At 52.0% G+C, this 17,179-nt stretch carries 15 protein-coding genes; all 15 read left to right on the forward strand.

Annotation, left to right across the window (positions count from 1 at the left end; all coding sequences use genetic code 11):
- Nucleotides 1-350 precede the first annotated feature (350 nt).
- The gene (locus tag G497_RS16820; RefSeq protein ID WP_051257854.1) at nt 351-1,544 is read left to right on the forward strand and encodes a glycosyltransferase family 2 protein; all 1,194 of its coding nucleotides are present in this window, start codon (nt 351-353) and stop codon (nt 1,542-1,544) included.
- Nucleotides 1,522-2,556 carry a carbohydrate deacetylase gene (locus G497_RS0105120; RefSeq protein ID WP_027187353.1) on the forward strand — a complete coding sequence of 345 codons (1,035 nt, stop codon included), beginning with the start codon at nt 1,522-1,524 and terminating at the stop codon, nt 2,554-2,556. The genes G497_RS16820 and G497_RS0105120 overlap by 23 nt, the downstream gene beginning before the upstream one ends.
- Nucleotides 2,553-4,118 carry a glucosyltransferase domain-containing protein gene (locus G497_RS0105125; protein ID WP_027187354.1) on the forward strand — a complete coding sequence of 522 codons (1,566 nt, stop codon included), beginning with the start codon at nt 2,553-2,555 and terminating at the stop codon, nt 4,116-4,118. The genes G497_RS0105120 and G497_RS0105125 overlap by 4 nt, the downstream gene beginning before the upstream one ends.
- On the forward strand, nt 4,115-4,498 hold the full coding sequence (locus G497_RS0105130; protein WP_027187355.1) for a GtrA family protein: 384 nt from the start codon (nt 4,115-4,117) through the stop codon (nt 4,496-4,498). Before G497_RS0105125 ends, G497_RS0105130 begins: the two co-directional genes overlap by 4 nt.
- Nucleotides 4,499-4,843: 345 nt before the next feature.
- Nucleotides 4,844-6,049: a GDP-mannose 4,6-dehydratase gene (gene gmd / locus G497_RS0105135; RefSeq protein WP_027187356.1), complete on the forward strand. Its 1,206-nt coding sequence runs from the start codon at nt 4,844-4,846 to the stop codon at nt 6,047-6,049.
- 35 nt (nt 6,050-6,084) lie between these two features.
- Nucleotides 6,085-7,023, forward strand: a complete 939-nt coding sequence (gene fcl, locus G497_RS0105140; protein WP_027187357.1) for a GDP-L-fucose synthase — start codon at nt 6,085-6,087, stop codon at nt 7,021-7,023.
- Nucleotides 7,020-8,858, forward strand: a complete 1,839-nt coding sequence (locus G497_RS16825) for an ABC transporter ATP-binding protein (protein ID WP_051257855.1) — start codon at nt 7,020-7,022, stop codon at nt 8,856-8,858. Before fcl ends, G497_RS16825 begins: the two co-directional genes overlap by 4 nt.
- 143 nt (nt 8,859-9,001) lie before the next feature.
- Nucleotides 9,002-9,982, forward strand: coding sequence for a UDP-N-acetylglucosamine 4,6-dehydratase (inverting) (pseB, locus tag G497_RS0105150; protein ID WP_027187358.1), 981 nt, complete (start codon nt 9,002-9,004; stop codon nt 9,980-9,982).
- A 14-nt stretch (nt 9,983-9,996) separates the two neighbouring features.
- On the forward strand, nt 9,997-11,133 hold the full coding sequence (pseC, locus tag G497_RS0105155) for a UDP-4-amino-4,6-dideoxy-N-acetyl-beta-L-altrosamine transaminase (protein ID WP_034636709.1): 1,137 nt from the start codon (nt 9,997-9,999) through the stop codon (nt 11,131-11,133).
- Between the two features lie 11 nt (nt 11,134-11,144).
- The gene (pseG, locus tag G497_RS0105160) at nt 11,145-12,602 is read left to right on the forward strand and encodes a UDP-2,4-diacetamido-2,4,6-trideoxy-beta-L-altropyranose hydrolase (protein ID WP_027187359.1); all 1,458 of its coding nucleotides are present in this window, start codon (nt 11,145-11,147) and stop codon (nt 12,600-12,602) included.
- A gap of 99 nt (nt 12,603-12,701) precedes the next feature.
- Entirely contained in the window at nt 12,702-13,409 is a 708-nt protein-coding gene (locus tag G497_RS0105165; RefSeq protein ID WP_034636712.1) for a PIG-L deacetylase family protein, read from the forward strand.
- Nucleotides 13,391-14,104 (forward strand): formyl transferase, encoded by a 714-nt coding sequence (locus tag G497_RS0105170; protein WP_156907940.1) that lies wholly within the window; start codon nt 13,391-13,393, stop codon nt 14,102-14,104. The genes G497_RS0105165 and G497_RS0105170 overlap by 19 nt, the downstream gene beginning before the upstream one ends.
- Nucleotides 14,094-15,146 carry a pseudaminic acid synthase gene (gene pseI, locus G497_RS0105175; protein WP_027187362.1) on the forward strand — a complete coding sequence of 351 codons (1,053 nt, stop codon included), beginning with the start codon at nt 14,094-14,096 and terminating at the stop codon, nt 15,144-15,146. Before G497_RS0105170 ends, pseI begins: the two co-directional genes overlap by 11 nt.
- Nucleotides 15,143-16,108 carry a Gfo/Idh/MocA family protein gene (locus G497_RS0105180; RefSeq protein ID WP_027187363.1) on the forward strand — a complete coding sequence of 322 codons (966 nt, stop codon included), beginning with the start codon at nt 15,143-15,145 and terminating at the stop codon, nt 16,106-16,108. The genes pseI and G497_RS0105180 overlap by 4 nt, the downstream gene beginning before the upstream one ends.
- Nucleotides 16,105-17,175: a hypothetical protein gene (locus tag G497_RS19000; protein ID WP_051257856.1), complete on the forward strand. Its 1,071-nt coding sequence runs from the start codon at nt 16,105-16,107 to the stop codon at nt 17,173-17,175. The genes G497_RS0105180 and G497_RS19000 overlap by 4 nt, the downstream gene beginning before the upstream one ends.
- Nucleotides 17,176-17,179 lie beyond the last annotated feature (4 nt).

Consider the following 17,179-nt stretch of genomic DNA (forward strand, 5'->3'; position numbering starts at 1 on the left):
GCATGACGTAGAAGCAGAAGATTGTGCAACACACCGCCCAATCTTCTGCTTTTACATTGCAAAAAAATCTTTCCCCCTCGCCCCGGCATCCAACATGTGGGGGCTTTTTCTTTTGGGAGGGGAATTGTCTGCGGTTTGGATTCTTGCGGCGCAAGCTCCACACAACCTCCCGCAGCATGAGCTCCCCAAAATGGGCCCCCACCACCCCGCCGTAATACCTCTTGTAAAGCAATTTCATTGGGTGTAATTTACCCACACCCAACGCCCTACGCCCCCCCGTTTTCCGCCAAAGGTCTTGGGCACAAACCGGTTTTGACAAGTTTTCCAGCAACATTACCAAGGTACCCAAAATGTTACGTTGCTCCTCGTCTCCTCACACGGCCTTGCCTGTAAAAGAGACCCGCTCCCACCACCCCGTTCTTTCCATTGTCAGCCCCATTCATTGCGAGGAACTTGGGCTGGGGGCTTTTTTAGATAAAATCCAAGAAGTGCTGATAACCATTGGCCTGAGCTACGAAATAGTCCTTGTGGACGATGGCTCCACAGACAACTCCTGGCTGCGCATGCAGGAAGAATTCCACAGCCGTCCCTTTTTGCGCTGCCTGCGCCTTTCACGCAACTTTGGCAAAGAAGCCGCCATGGCTGCGGGCCTTAACGCCGCCAACGGTCAGGCCATTATTACCCTGGATAGTGACCTGCAACACCCGCCAGAATGTATTGTAGAAATGGTGCGCCTGTGGCAACAGGGCGACGCAGACGTGGTGGAAGCGCAAAAGTCTGTGCGCCAGAAAGAATCGTTCTTTTCCCGCCTGTTTGCCCAAAGCTTTTATTCGGTTTTTGCTCTGGTTACCCCGTTCAACTTAAAAAATGCCAGCGATTTCAAACTGATGGACCGCAAGGCCCTTAATGCCTGGAAGCAACTTTCTGAGCGCCGGGTGTTTTTTCGAGGCATGAGTACCTGGCTGGGGTTCCGCCAAAAAATTGTGTATTTTGAGCCGCATGAACGGCACAGCGGCACTACTCAATGGTCGTTTCTCGCTAAGCTCATGCTTGCCCTGGATTCATTGAGCGCCTATACTACCCGCCTCCTGTTCCTGGTATGGGGCCTTACCGGCCTGTTTGGCCTGTTTGCCCTGGCTGTGGCAGGGGAAGCCTTGTGGATGAAATTCCACGGCAGTGCCATGTCTGGCTTCACCACCGTTATTTTGCTTATTCTCATTAGCACTGCAGCAATACTTATTTCCATTTGCCTGTTATCGTTGTACATACGGCAAATTTTTCATGAGGTAAAAGGCAGGCCCCTGTATCTTGTAAGCGAAAACCTGGAAAACTCACCAAAATCGGTGCAGGAACACACCACTGCCATGCAACGCCGACGCTGGCCCATACGCCCATTGAGCAGGAAGATAGGATTGCGCCGGGGCAAGGGTATGCCCACCGTGCAACGCCTTATTGGCAGGCCCAAGGCTACAGGGAAAACGCCTTACAATACCCCCGCAACAGCCCAGCCAGAGGAAGCCCATGCATTGCCTACCCCTCGCTGACGACTGCGGCATTTCCACCGCGGTCACAGACAGTATTTTACGCTGCCTCAACGCTGGTAGCCTGCGCGGTACCAGCCTGCTGGCCAACGGGACCTGCATGCACAGTGCAGCCCAAACCCTTGGCATGGCCCTGTATACCCAGCCGGAACTGGCCATTGGCGTGCATTTGAACCTGCTGGAAGGGCGCTGCACCTTGCCCCCGGCTCAGGTGCCCCTGCTGGCAGATGAAGAAGGCTGGTTCCGCTATGGCCTTGGGGGCCTGTGGGCGGCAGCCACCCTTGGCACCGCCGCACAAAGAAATAACCTGCAAAAACAAATGCTGGCAGAATGCTGCGCCCAAATAGACGCCGTGCAAGCAGCCTTGCACCATGGCTGGCAAGCGGCCTGGGCTGCACAGCACCCCAACGCTGTCCCCCAGGAAACATGCCCACCGTGCCCACCATGCTACCTGGACGGGCACCTGCACATTCACTGCCTTCCGGCCTTTCGCCCGGTGCTTGGGGCATTGCTGCGCACCTACAATTTTCGCCATGTGCGCGTACCAGCGGAACTACGCCAATGGATGCATGCCCCCCTGGGGTTACAAATGGTGGGGGGCCTTCGCCGTGAACTGCTTGGCCTGTGGGGGCGGGAGTTACGCTGTTTCTTGCAGGAACAAAACGTGCCGTTCCCTGGCTACTTTATTGGTTCTTTTGCCAGTGGCAGCATGACCCTGCCCTTATTGCAAAAATGTCTAGAGGCCATAACAAAACGGACACCTGCCCCTGAAGCATTGGTGGAAATTATGTTCCACCCTTACCCGCACACAGTGGCTACAGCAGCTCCCCTTCCGCAGGCAAAACCCCAGCCCCAACCTTCTCTCCATAGTGCCATTGCAGCACGGCAGGCCCGCCTTGCTGCGGCCTATACCGCCCCCAGCCGCAAGCAAGAAGAAGCCCTGCTACTTTCACCCCAATACCATCACGTTCTAGCCAGCCATGACCCTTCATGGCAAAAAAGCATACGCACATGATTACCACACTGTGGCAAAACATTCAGCAACGCATTACCTCCCGCTCTTTCGTAACCCTTGTGTTTGTATACCTGCTGGGCCTTTCTTCCATGATTAGGGCCAACCGTTTTTATCTGGATGACCTAGGCAGAACCCTGTATGGCTATGCAGACTGGCTCCCTTCTGCCCGGCCCCTGGCGGAAGCCCTTTCCTGGCTGTTCTATTTAGGCCCCAAAACCCTGGACGCCTCCCCCCTGACCCAACTGCTGGCCATTGCCATTCTGGCCCTTACCTCGCTTTTACTGCTGGAAGCATTGCGCCTGCGCCCCACCTTGTGGGCGCTGTTATGCACGGTTCCCATTGGCCTTAGCCCCTATGGGCTGGAAAACCTGAGCTATAAATTCGATGCCCCCGGCATGGCCTTTGGCCTGCTGTGTGCCGTGGCCGCTGCCTGCATGTTGCGCCGCCCAAGCCGCCGCAACATGCTTTATGCTGCGCTGCTTCTGTTCGCTTCCACCTCATTTTACCAACCAGCCATGGGAGCCTACCTTGCCATTTGCACCTACGTTGCCCTGAAGGATCTTGCCTCCCGCAAACGCCTTGGCACCGTGCTGCGCCGCATAAGCACCCTTGTCCTGCCCTTTGTTACGGGGGTTGGGGTGTATGTGCTGCAAGCTCCGTTGTGGTTTGTTCCTTCCCAATACACAGAGTATGTGGAAAAACATGCAGACATGCCTGAACTGGTGCAACTGCCCGGCGTACTGCAAAGCAACGTTGCCACATACATGCGCTACATGCTGAACGACTGGACAAGCAACAGCATGGGCCGCCTTTTTGCCCTGGTAGCCCTGCTCTTTTGCCTCACGCTTCTGGCCCGGTGGGCACGCAACACACGCTCCGCAGTGGTACAACACGGCGTGGGCGCATTACTAACCCAAGGGGTACGCTTGCTGGCCCTGGGTTTGGTACTGGTCTGCTTTCTGCTTACCCCTTTTGGCTTCCAGCTTTTATTGGAAAACCCGGTGTGGACCCCAAGAACTTTTTACGGGTTTGGGGTTATGCTGGCTATAATACTGCTGCAACTGCATACTTTTTCCAAGGGAAATGTGCAAAAGGTCGGCCTGCGCATTGCCCAATGCCTGGTTATTTGGCAAGTGCTTGTATTTGCCCAGGTATACGGTAACCTGCAAGACAACCAAAACGACTGGGAACTGACCCGCATGACCCTGCTGGCAGCCGACCTGAACGCCTACATTGCTCAAACCGGCAGTTGCCGGGTGGCGTTTGTGGGGTCGCTTGGCAGCTCCCCCCTCAATTTCCAAACCACCACCCGCTACCCCTTGCTGGGTCGCCTTGTTACCGTGCCCCTGACCAGTGCCTGGCGCTGGGGCTATGAAGAACTAAAAACCTTTGGCGTTACCCTGGAAGCGCAAGCCCTTTCCCCTGCCCTTGCCACCCAGCCCCGCAAGCTTTTCACCAAAAAGCCGGGGTATTCCATTGAAGAAGGTCCAAACAGCATTGGCATTATTACCTTCCAGCCCATGCCCGTGGCCCGCCCCAACCTTTTAGCCAAAAAACCATGATCAACCACACAACATTCTTACAATTCGTGCGCTTTTGCTGCGTTGGCGTAGCCAATGTACTGGTAGATTACGGCGTGTACCATGCCCTGGGCTTTTTTATGCCCATTTATACGGCACGTGCCCTTTCCTGGATAGCGGGCTGCCTGTTCAGCTATACCATAAACAGACGCTGGACGTTTAACGCACGGGACAAAGGCCTGCGGCCCATGGTGCGGTTTGGGGTGGTGAACGCTGCAAGCCTTTGCCTTGGGCTGGGGCTGCTGTACCTGTTCACCTGGCTTGGGTGCGGCCCCACCGTTGCCTTTTGGCTAACCCTGCCCTTTACCACGGTTTCTAACTACCTTGGGTACAAATTATGGAGCTTTCAGGAAATGGACTAAGGGTAGCTTCACGCCGGAAGGCACAAAAGAACATGATACAGGCAAACAAAAACAACCTGTAGGCCGTGGCCGCTTTGTTATTTCCGGCTACCAGAATGAAGAGGAAAAAGAGTTTTGCTGCGGCGTGTGGGCAGCCCTTGAGGGCGCTTTTATAGCCAGCACAACCCATCTATTTTGTTGGCACTGCCGGGCACAGCGTGTATTTTAGTACGTCATTTCAATTCATTAAAAAACTTCTTCCATTATGAACAGTAATTCTATCTCTTACAAAGGGCTGATTAGCGTTTGACCTTAGTTTCGTCATCTTGTACAATTAGGGGTTGAGAATAACAGTAGTGAGGAACCATGAAAAAAGCGCTCATCACAGGCATTACCGGCCAAGACGGGGCATATCTTGCCCGCTTTCTTTTGCACAAAGGGTATGAAGTGCACGGCATTAAACGTCGCTCCTCCCTTTTTAACACCCAGCGCATTGATGCCATTTACCAGGGCGTTCATGACAAGGGAAAACGTTTTTTTCTGCATTATGGTGACCTCACAGACAGCGCGAACCTCATCAGCCTGGTGCAAAAAATCCAGCCGGACGAAATTTATAACCTGGGCGCGCAAAGCCACGTACAGGTTTCCTTTGAATCGCCAGAATATACCGCTAACGTAGACGCCCTTGGCACCCTGCGGGTGCTGGAAGCGGTACGCATTCTTGGCCTTGCCCATAAAACCCGCGTGTATCAGGCTTCCACTTCCGAACTGTATGGTTTGGTGCGTGAAACCCCACAACGGGAAACTACGCCGTTTTACCCCCGCTCCCCCTATGCCTGCGCCAAAATTTATGGCTACTGGATTACGGTGAACTACCGTGAATCCTACAATATGTATGCCTGCAACGGCATTTTGTTCAACCATGAATCGCCCATGCGCGGGGAAACCTTTGTGACCCGCAAGGTAACACGCGGCCTTGCCCGCATTGCCCTTGGGCTGGATAGCTGCCTGCACATGGGCAACATCAATTCCCTGCGCGACTGGGGCCACGCACGAGATTACGTGCAAATGATGTGGTTAATGCTCCAGCAAGAGCAGCCAGAAGATTTTGTTATTGCCACAGGCGAACAGCATTCCGTGCGTGAATTTATTGAAGTATGCGCCGCTCATTTCGGCCTTTCCCTCACCTGGAACGGGGAAGGCGTGAACGAAGTGGGCACGGTAGCAGCCTTCAATAAAGAAACGATGCTTGCCTTGCTGGAGCGCCAGATGCAAGGGGAAGAAACCGCCACCCGGGAAGCCTTTATGCGTGAGGTTGTGCTGCGCATGGAACAAAACCCGGCCTTGCGCCCCGGCCATGCCTTGGTACGCATAGACCCACGTTATTTCCGCCCGGCAGAAGTGGAAACACTGCTGGGTGATGCCACCAAAGCGAAAGAACAGTTGGGCTGGGTACCCAAAACAACGTTTGCTGAACTGGTGCAGGAGATGGTGGAAGAAGACTTTGCCCATGCCCGCAAAGATAGCCTGTGCCTGCATGCCGGGTTTGAAGTGCATGAGGTGCGTGAATAATGCCATCTTCCCAAGCCTTCCAGGCCGCCCCCCCCATGCAGCCGGGCAGCAAGGTGTATGTGGCCGGGCACCGCGGCCTTGTGGGCAGCGCCATTAGCAGGGCGCTGCACGCCCAGGGTATTACCGCAATAATTACCCGCACCAGCAAAGAGCTTGACCTGCGCAACCAACAGAATGTGGCAAATTTTTTTGCCAAGGAACAGCCTGAGTATGTTTTTCTTGCAGCGGCAAAAGTGGGGGGCATTCATGCCAACAACACCTACCCAGCAGACTTCATTCGCGACAACCTGCAAATGCAGACCAACGTCATTGACGCTGCCTGGAAAAACGGATGCAAGAAGCTCCTGTTCCTTGGCTCTTCCTGCATTTACCCCAAGCTGTGCCCCCAGCCAATTAAGGAAGAGTACTTGCTTACCGGGCCGCTGGAGCCCACCAATGAATGGTACGCCCTTGCCAAAATAGCGGGCATAAAAATGTGCCAGGCCTACCGCGCCCAGTATGGGTTCGACGCCATTTCTGCCATGCCCACCAACTTGTATGGCCCGGGCGACAACTACCACCCGGAAAACAGCCACGTTATTCCGGCCCTGATTCGCCGCTTTCATGAAGCAAAACAGGCTGGAAAAAGTGAGGTTGTCATTTGGGGCACAGGCACCCCGCGCCGTGAATTTTTGTATGTGGACGATTTGGCAGAAGCCCTGGTGTTCCTTATGCAGCAGTATTCCGGGGCAGAACATGTGAACGTTGGGTGCGGGCAAGATTTGACCATCAAAGAACTGGCAGGCATGGTAGCCCACGCTGTTGGTTTTGCCGGGGCCATTACCGCAGACGCCACAAAACCAGACGGCACCCCGCAGAAATTGCTGGATATAAGCCGCATAACAGCCCTTGGCTGGCAGCCGCGCACCCCGTTGGAAGTGGGCCTTGTCACCGCGTATGCCGATTTTTGCCAGAAGGAAAAAATTGAGCAATGAGTGATTCCACCCCCACCTTGATTGGCTCATTGCGCACGTTGCTCCCTTTGCTTACGCGCCAAGACAGAATGCGAACTGTGCGGTTATTGATTCTTTCTTTTTTTGCAGCCCTTTCTGAGCTTGGCTTGGCAGGCGGTGTGGCTTTGCTGGCAACGTTTTTTGCCACGCCGGAAAAAGCCTTTATGCAGTTGCCAGCCTTTATAAAAGACCACGCTACTTTTTTGGAACAAGACCCGCGTTATGGCATAGTGGCAGCATTTTGTCTGGTTATTTGCCTGCTTGTTGTCAAGAATGCCCTTGCAACTGTTAATGCATGGCTTTCTACCAACTTAGCGGAAGGCATATCCAACACAACCTCGTTGCGAATAATGCAGTTTTTTTGCAGGGTTCCGTATTTGTGGGTTTCTCATACCGGAACGGCAGAAATGCTATATACTTTTTCAGCCGCACGGCAACTCGGCAACACCCTTATCAATCTTATTCAAATTATCAACCATCTCATTATTGTTTTGCTGTTTTTTGTGGGCTTGCTTGTTATTGCCCCCCTTCCTTCCCTTCTTGTCTTTTTTTTATTCGCATTAAGCACCCAGTGTATCATTAAAGTTCTGCGTAAAGCTATTGATGTTAGGGCTTCTGCTGTTTACAGAGCCGACCATGAATCATATTCCTTGCAACAACTGGGCATTCATGCCCTCAAGGAATTGCGCCTCTATGGCCGTACGGAAACCTTGTCTTCACAATATGGCCAAGCGCTTATGCGCGCACAGAACGCAAAATCCCGGCAGTCAATGTTTTCCCGGCTTCCTATTAACGCCCTTGAAACACTCGGTTTTTGCATTCTTCTTCTTATGCTGCTCTTTCTTGTGTGGGTACAAGACGCAAGCATAGCAAGAATTACCGCCATCATGGGGTTTATGGCCGCAGCTGCTTGGCGGCTTTTGCCTGTGGGCAACCGGTTGCTGGAATACTGGGTTGGGTTACGGGGAAATGCACCGTACCTACACAGGGCCGCCCAGGCAATACAAGAAGAAGCGAACCTTGCCGGGAGCCTTATGGAAATGAAGGCTGGTGGAACAACCGTTCCTTTGCCTTACTCCCAAGCAGTGCAGGTGGCCCAGGCCAGCTTTGGCTACCCTGGTGCCCCTTCCCTTGCCCTTGATTGCGTTACGTTCAGCATACCCCGTGGTTCCATGGTGGGAATTGTGGGCCTTTCAGGCGCTGGAAAAAGCACGTTAATCAATATTCTTGCAGGGCTTATTCCCCCCACCTCCGGGAATATTCTTATTGATGGTACCCCGCTTGAATTGCAGAACACGCCTGCATGGCTTGCAAAAATCGGCTATGTTTCCCAGGCCCCCTATATTTTGAACCTTTCACTGGCGGAAAATATAGCCCTGAGCACGTGGGGCGAAAAGCCAGACCCTGCACGGGTGCTGGAGTGTTGCCACATGGCAGCTCTCGATTTTGTAAACGATTTGCCAGATGGCATTGACACCATACTCGGGGAGCGCGGCACGCGCCTTTCCGGTGGGCAGGCCCAAAGGGTTGCCATTGCACGGGCACTTTACAGCCACCCGGAACTGGTTATTTTTGATGAAGCCACCAGTTCATTGGACATGAAAAACGAGAGAGCGATTCATGAAACTATCTTGTCGTTGCGTAAGCAAATGACATTGGTTATTATCGCTCACAGGCTTTCAGCCGTAGAGGGCTGCGACCAGCTTGTGTGGCTGGATAAAGGGCAAGTGCGTGCGTGCGGTCCAACCAAGGAAATACTTCCAGAATATAGCGCTTTTTTGCACCAACATGAACCAGAAGCCTTTCAGGCAGAGTAGAGCATCTTATTTTTTGAAAGCTCCCCCGGCCTTTGGCACGTTACATGGAATTTTCACATAACATAGAGCTATCATGGAATAGAATGCACTCTCCTTGAGTGTTCGCGCAGCAAGTTTTAACGCAATTGCTCTAAAGGGAAAACATGTTCAATAATGCTACGATACTCATTACAGGCGGCACTGGTTCATTTGGCAAGCAATGTGTTGCCACTATTCTCGCGCGGTATACCCCCAAAAAGCTGATTATATTTTCACGCGATGAACTGAAACAGTTTGAAATGGCGCAGGAATTTTCACCGCAACGCTACCCCTGTATGCGCTATTTTATTGGTGACGTGCGCGATAAAGAGCGGCTGTACCGGGCCTTTAAAGGGGTGGACTATGTCATTCACGCGGCGGCCCTAAAGCAGGTGCCTGCGGCTGAATACAACCCCACGGAATGCATTCATACCAATGTGACGGGTGCAGAAAACATCGTGAACGTGGCTGCGGATGTGGGCGTAAAAAAAGTGGTGGCACTTTCCACCGACAAAGCCGTAAGCCCTGTGAATTTGTATGGGGCCACAAAACTTTGTTCTGACAAGCTTTTTGTTGCCGCCAATGCCTTTACAGCCTGTGCAACGGTGTACAGTGTTGTGCGTTATGGCAACGTTATGGGCAGCCGCGGCAGCGTTATTCCCTTTTTTATCAAAAAACGTGAAGAAGGCGGCCCCCTGCCCATTACCGATACCCGCATGACCCGCTTTTGGATTACCCTTGAGCAAAGTGTGGAAATGGTGCTCAACGCCTTTATTCTGGCAAAAGGTGGGGAGATTTTTGTGCCTAAAATTCCCAGCATGAAAATTACTGAACTTGCCCAAGCCATTGCCCCTGGCATGCCTACCGTGCCAGTTGGCATACGGCCAGGAGAAAAGCTGCATGAATCCATGATTACCGCAGAAGATTCACGCAATACCATTGACATAGGCGATTACTATGTCATCAAGCCAGAAGTGTGCACCTATGCTGGCCCGGCCGGCACACCCGTACCTGAAGGGTTTGAATATAACTCCGGCACCAATACGCAATGGTTAACAAGCGAAGAACTGCGAACCATACTCCAAGCCCAAGGGTTTGCAGTATAAAGAGCTATTCCACAATGAGCGATACCTTTATTCCTTATGGCCGGCAGATTATAGACGAAGACGACATTGCTGCGGTTACCGCCGTGTTGCGGTCAGACTGGCTTACCACCGGCCCGGCAGTGGGGCAATTTGAACAGGCCGTGTGCGGCTACACAGGTGCCACCCACGCCATAGCCGTTTCCAATGGCACTGCGGCATTGCATATTTCCATGCTGGCCCTTGGCATTGGCCCTGGCGACGAAGTGATTGTTCCGCCCATGACATTTGCTGCAACGGCCAATTGCGTGCTGTATTGCGGCGGTAAACCCGTGTTTGCCGATGTACTTGCTGAAAGCCTGCTGATAGACCCGGCAGCCGTTGAAGCAGCCATTACCCCCCGCACCAAAGGCATTATTGCTGTAGACTACGCTGGCCAACCCTGTAATTGGGATGCGCTGCATACTATAGCCAAAAAACATGGCCTTTTTCTGGTGGCAGACGCCTGCCACGCCCTGGGGGCTGAATATCACGGACGCAAGGTTGGTACACTGGCAGACATTACGGTGTTCAGCTTTCACCCGGTAAAGCATATTACCACAGGCGAAGGGGGCATGTGCGTTACCAACAGCCCTGAACTTGCCCAAAAGCTCCGCATGTTACGCAGCCATGGCATTACAACCGATGCTCGCCAGCGTGAAACAACAGGGGCCTGGTTCTATGAAATGACCGAGCTGGGCTATAATTATCGAATCACAGACATTCAGTGTGCTCTGGGCCTGAGCCAGCTTACAAAGCTGCCCCAGTGGATCCAAAAACGCAACGAACTGGCACAGGCCTATGATGCCTCTTTTCTGCACAGTGCGGTAAGGCCACTGCAAACAGCCCCCAATTGCCTTAACGCCTACCACCTGTATGTTGTGCGGGCAAAAGAGCGCGATACCCTTTTTGCAAAACTGCGTGCTGCAAACATTGGGGCCAATGTGCATTATGTGCCAGTGCACCTGCACCCCTATTATAAAAACAATTTAGGCACACATCCTGGCATGTGCCCTGTGGCGGAACAGGCGTATGAGGAAATTATAACACTCCCCCTGTGGCCTGGTATGGATTCTTCATCGGTTCAACGGATTGTTACTGCGTGCCAAAATGCAGCAGATGAGCCGAACAGGTGAAACTCTCCCCTATGGTAGTCATTCGCGCAGACGCAACCCCCACTATGGGCACGGGCCACGTTATGCGGTGTATTGCCCTTGCACAGGCAGCCAAGTCTAGCGGCTTGGCTGTTTGTTTAGTGGGCCATATTACTGTGCCCTGGGTGCTGGAACGGTTGAAAAGTGAAGCTATCGCCTTTACCTTGCAGGATGGCCCACCTCCGGCCCAGGAAAGCCCTGCCAAGCTTTTGCAAGACCTTGCATCATGTGGGGCGCAAAACTGGGTAGCACTAGATGGTTACCACATTGGACCAGACTGCCACAAGGCTGTGCGTGAGGCTGGCTATAAATTGCTGGTCATTGACGATTACGCCCACTTGCCGGAATATTCCTGCGACATTCTACTGAATCAAAATATTGGGGCAGAAGAGTTAGCATACACAGGCAATATTGGGCAGAAGCTGCTTGGCCCCCGGTTTGCCCTACTTCGAAATGAATTTTTAGAAGCCCGAAAAAAGGCCCTTCAACGCCCGGTGCCAGAAAAGGCCACAGAGGTGTTGCTAACCCTTGGTGGGGGCGATTTTTCCCACATACTGCCCCAACTTGCCCCGGCCTTTTCCAGCCCAGAGCTTGCAGGCTGCACCTTGCGCGTTATTGCCGGAGTCATGCAGGAAAAAGCCATACGCACGGCATTGCACCAGTGCCCGGCGAATATTGTGGTTTTGCCGCGGGTGGAGAATATGCCGCAGCTATTTCTGCAAACAGATGTGTGCATAACCGCGGGGGGCAGTACCTGCTGGGAACTGTGCTGCCTGGGTGTCCCTTTTTTAACGGTGCAAGTGGCGGAGAATCAAGCGTTGGTTGTGCAAAACCTTGAGCAAAAAAAAGTTGCCTTGACACTTTGTGAAAAAAATCTAACTGATCTTATCGTGTCGCAACACAAGCAAATAGTTCAACGCAAGAACAATCAAAGCACCGTTGATGGGAAAGGGGCATCGCGCGTGCTTGGGCAAATGATTCAACAACAAATAGAGCTTCGGCCAGTTTCTGAAACTGACATGAACGCATTATATACCATTGCGAATAACCCTGCTGTAAGGAGCTTGTTTTTTTCTCCCCAGCAAATTTCTCTGATGGAACACAAACTTTGGTTTGAGAACAGACTAAGCAAACGAGAAGAGGAACCTTTTTATCTTGCCACTCTCAAAGACTCTCAGACAGTTTTAGGGTATGTCCGCTTTGATAAAAAAAACAATAACTTCTTTGTGTCAATAGCACTTGACCCTCGATGGCAAAAACTAGGCCTTAGCGGGCACATCCTCAATGCAGGCTGCACAAAGGTTAAAAAATTATTCAACCAGTGCTGTTTTTACGCATGGTGCCATAAAGATAATGATGCGTCGAAAAGCATCTTTTTCAATCTTGGTTTTGAAAAATGCACCCGTCCGCACGAAACGAAACGAGATTTCATACTCTTGAAAAAAGCATAATATCCTTTGGTGACAAGAAAGATAGTAAACGATAAAAAGTTTTCATACCCCCCCCAAAAAACACCCATAATACTTTCTTTTTAGAATCCATGGAGTGAAATGCATACATCCAACCTACAATTATTCCCTAAACAACTACTTGTGATTGCCGCACACCCGGACGACGAAATGCTTGGCTGCGGCGGAACATTGGCCCGTATGCGCGCATCAGGAGCCGAGGTGAGCATTCTGTTACTGGGGGAAGGCCCTACCTCCCGAGAAAGCAATGAACAGGAAGTGGCCGCCGCTCAAACAGCATCTTCCACTTCGGCATTAGCAGCTGCTGCGGCTCTTGGCATTTCGGATGTGCGCTTTGCGGCCCTCCCTGATAACCGGTTTGACACCATTGCCCTGTTGGACATTGTTAAAGCGATAGAAAGCATTACCCATGACCTTTCGCCAGATCTTATTTTTACTCACCACGTTGGGGATCTGAATATTGACCATGTTCTCACTCACAATGCGGTTATGACGGCTTTTCGCCCTCTGCCGGGAATTCAACCAATAACTATTTTAAGCTTTGAAGTGCTCTCCAGTACAGAGTATGCACCGCCAGGAATGAGAACAACCTTTCATCCCACTGTATATGTCAATATTGAATCGTTCCTTGATGCAAAACAAAACGCCCTCCAAGCGTATGCATCGGAAATGCGTCCATGGCCCCATCCACGTAGTTTTGAAGCAGTTGAGCATTTAGCCCGATTTCGTGGTAGCCAATGCGGGTATACTGCTGCTGAAGCATTTGTTTTATGTCGGAGCATCTTTTGATGGACAAGAACTATATTGTTGCCGCCTCACGCCCTTGGTATGCAGGAATCACCGAACGATTATCAAAGAAACACCCTGGTTCTTTTTTCCTTGCAACTACCCCAGATGAACTACTGCAATTGGATTTAGCAGCCCTATCTCCTCAATATATATTTGTTCCGCATTGGTCATGGATTATTCCGGAATCCGTATGGAAAAATTATGATACTGTTATTTTTCACATGACCGACCTTCCTTTCGGGCGGGGAGGAAGCCCATTGCAGAATCTTATTGACCAGGGCGTTAAAAACACCATGATTTCTGCGCTTAAATGCGAAAAAGCCCTTGATGCTGGTGCAATTTATCTTAAAGCGCCTCTCTCGCTTGAAGGAACGGCAGAAGAAATTTTCAGCCGTTCAGTGCCTATAATTGAAGAAATGATTCTTCAAATTTGTACTCTGTCTCCCAAGCCTGTGGAACAAATAGGGGAACCTGTTTACTTCCAGCGGCGCAAGCCTGAAAATAGCAATCTTATCGCCGTAAATTCACTTGAGAAAGCGTATGACTACATCCGCATGCTGGATGCACCGGGATACCCTCCTGCTTTTATAGAACACGGTGCTTTTCGCATAGAGTTTTCACAAGCAACCCTGAATGACAATCAGCTTACAGCAAACGTTACCGTGACACTAAAGGATGAATGGCATGACTTGTAGTTTTTCCTTTGCAGGATGCAACAAATCCCAAATCCCGGCTAAAATTCTTATGGTTGCCGAACTTTCTGCCAACCACAACCAAAATATTGAACGGGCAGAAGCCATTATTCGTGCCGCCGCAGATGCCGGGGCTGATGCCATTAAACTGCAAACGTACACCGCAGACACCATGACTATTCCGTGCGATAGCGAATACTTCCGCATAAAAGGGACATTGTGGGAAGGGAGAGCCCTGCACGATTTATACAAAGAAGCCTATACCCCGTGGGAATGGCACCCCCGTTTGTTTGGCCTCGCCCAAGAGCTGGGCATGGGCTGCTTTTCTACACCGTTTGACGCTACGGCTGTGGATTTTCTGGAAAGCCTGAACACCCCTTGCCACAAGGTTGCCAGCTTTGAGGTGGTGGATATTCCCTTGCTCCAGAAAATAGCCCGCACCAAAAAACCGGTTATTATGTCCACCGGCATGGCCACGGTGGCAGAAATAGATGAGGCAGTAACCACCTTGCGCCAACACGGCACCACCGAGCTAGTGCTGCTTAAATGCACCAGTTCGTACCCCGCCCCGGCGGAAGAAGCCAATTTGCGCACCATTGCCCACATGAGCCAACTGTTTGATTGCCCGGTAGGCCTTTCAGACCACACCACAGGCAGCGCCGTGGCGGTAGCATCCGTTGCCCTAGGGGCGTGCCTTATTGAAAAGCACTTTACCCTTTCTCGCGCGGATGGTGGCCCAGACGACAGCTTTTCCATGCAGCCTGAAGAGTTTAAACAAATGGTACAGGATGTGCGCACAGCGGAAAAAGCCCTTGGGAAAGTGAATTATACACGTACCGCCAAAGAGCAACAAAGTGTTGTCTTCCGCCGTTCCTTGTTTGTGGTGAAAGATATGCAGGCAGGGGAGATATTTACGGAAGAAAATGTGCGCAGCATTCGGCCTGGGCATGGGCTGCATACACGCTACTTCCACGATGTATTGGGGAAAAAATGCACCTGCGCCATTGCCATGGGCACGCCACTTAGCTGGAACATGCTGGCATGATGCGCGCCGCCCTTATTGGCCTTGGTAATATTGCCTGGAAATATGACCAAGGCAGACCCCCCACAGATTTTGCCCTGAGCCAGGGCGGGGCCATGCGCCGCCACCCGGAAGTGCAACTTGTTGGTGGTTGTTCACCAGAGAGAGCAGATAGAGAAGGATTCAGTGACTGGTCGCAGGGGGTGCCTGTTTTTGAGACCCCCAAAGCCATGCTGGACCAATTACAACCGGAAATGGTGGGAATTTGCTCGCCTACTCACGACCACTTTGACCATGCCCGCCTTTGCCTTGAGGCCGGGGTACGTGTGCTGTGGCTGGAAAAACCACCAACAGAAACGCTTGATGAACTGCAAGCCCTTATCACCTTGGCAGACAAGAAAAATGCGACGGTATGCGTTAATTATTTTCGCCGTTACCTTCCCTCCTACCAGCGACTCAAACAATTGATACAAACGCAGGAGTATGGCACCTGCCATTTGTTGCGTCTTTTATACTCCCCAGGGCTGGCACGCAATGGCGTCCATTTTTTAGACCAACTGTTCTATGTTACAGGTGCCACTGCCTATGCAATAGACTGGGTAGAACGGGGGCGCGATTCCGAGAACCCTGCATTTACCCTGCGCCTTTCCACAGGGCAACGGGTGCAAGCCTTTGGGGCCCAACTGTGCTACCATTCTAACGACATTGATGCCGTTTGCGACCGGGGTGTTTTTTCTATCCACCATGGGGGCAAGCAGGCCACGGCTGAAATTGCTCAGGAAAACAGTTTGTTCCCCGGCTTTTACGACCTTACCCCGGTAACGCCTTCGCCCTTTGGTGAAGTTTCCTTTGAGCGCTATATGGACAGAGTTTTGGAAGACCTTGTGGCAAGCGCCAACGAAGGAAGCCTGCCCCAAAGCAACCTGCACTCTGCCTATTGCACACAGGCACTCATGGAAGATATTCTGGCAAAGGCAAAGACATGATCCTTTTTGCAGCAGGCGACCCCGGTGGCAGCAGGGCCCTTGCCCCCATACTTCATGAATTATGTGGCAGCAACAGACCCTTTGCCGTGGTGAACCATGGTTTTTTGGGAAAAGAACTCCCTAAAGAGTTTATTCCGTACCGTATAGAGCCTGATGCCGTAGCGAGCCTGATGCCCCAAGCCCAGGCTTTTGTTTTTGGGTCCAGCGTCAGCGACCCATACCCCTTGCACCTGGCCCGCCTTGCCCGCAGCCACAACGTGCCTGTCATTCATGTGCTGGACAATTGGGCCTCTTACAGCGCACGGCTTTGTACAGACGGCCAGGCAATGCTGTTGCCAGACGTCTATGCTGTGATGGATGAAGACGCCAAGGCCGCAGCCATGGCCCAAGGTATTCCAGAACAGTGCCTTGCGGTTACAGGGCACCCCGGCCTTGCAATAGTGGCAAAACATCTGCAATCATCGCTGTTTCAAACCCAACAGGCGGCAAAGGCCCATTTTGGCCTTCCTCAAGAGAAGTTGTGCCTTGCCTTTGTTTGTGAGCCTTTTCATGCTATCTTCGGTGCTGATGTAACTGCACCAGGGCACCCTGGCTTTACTGACCACACTGTGCTGCACGCCTTTGCCCAGGCGCTTTTGCCTTATGCGGGTACAGTGCACATTGCTCTGTTGCCCCACCCAAAACAAACCACTCATGAAGTTGCCACCCTTTGGGACGCAACGTGTAGCAGCCTTGGGGGCACGGTGATTCACGCTACGCAAGGGAGGGATGTTTTGCAGGCCGTAAACGGCGTTGCGGGCATGGCCTCCATTCTGTTGTATGAAGCCTGGCTCATGGGCTTGCCCGTGCTTTCAATGCAACCCGGCGTGCGCCTAGAAGCCTTGCAACGGTTTGCCTTTCTGGATGGTTTATGCTACACGCAAAACGTGCAAGAACTACCCAAAATGGTAGCAAATTGGGTTGCGCAATGCTCCGCACAAAGGGCACTGCACCCTAGGCCAGAACTTGCTCTACATGCCGCAGCCCCTGCCAAGCTTGTTGCCTTGATATTATCATTTATCCCCTGAGCCT

The sequence above is a fragment of the Desulfovibrio cuneatus DSM 11391 genome (assembly GCF_000430005.1).
GTDB lineage: Bacteria > Desulfobacterota > Desulfovibrionia > Desulfovibrionales > Desulfovibrionaceae > Frigididesulfovibrio > Frigididesulfovibrio cuneatus.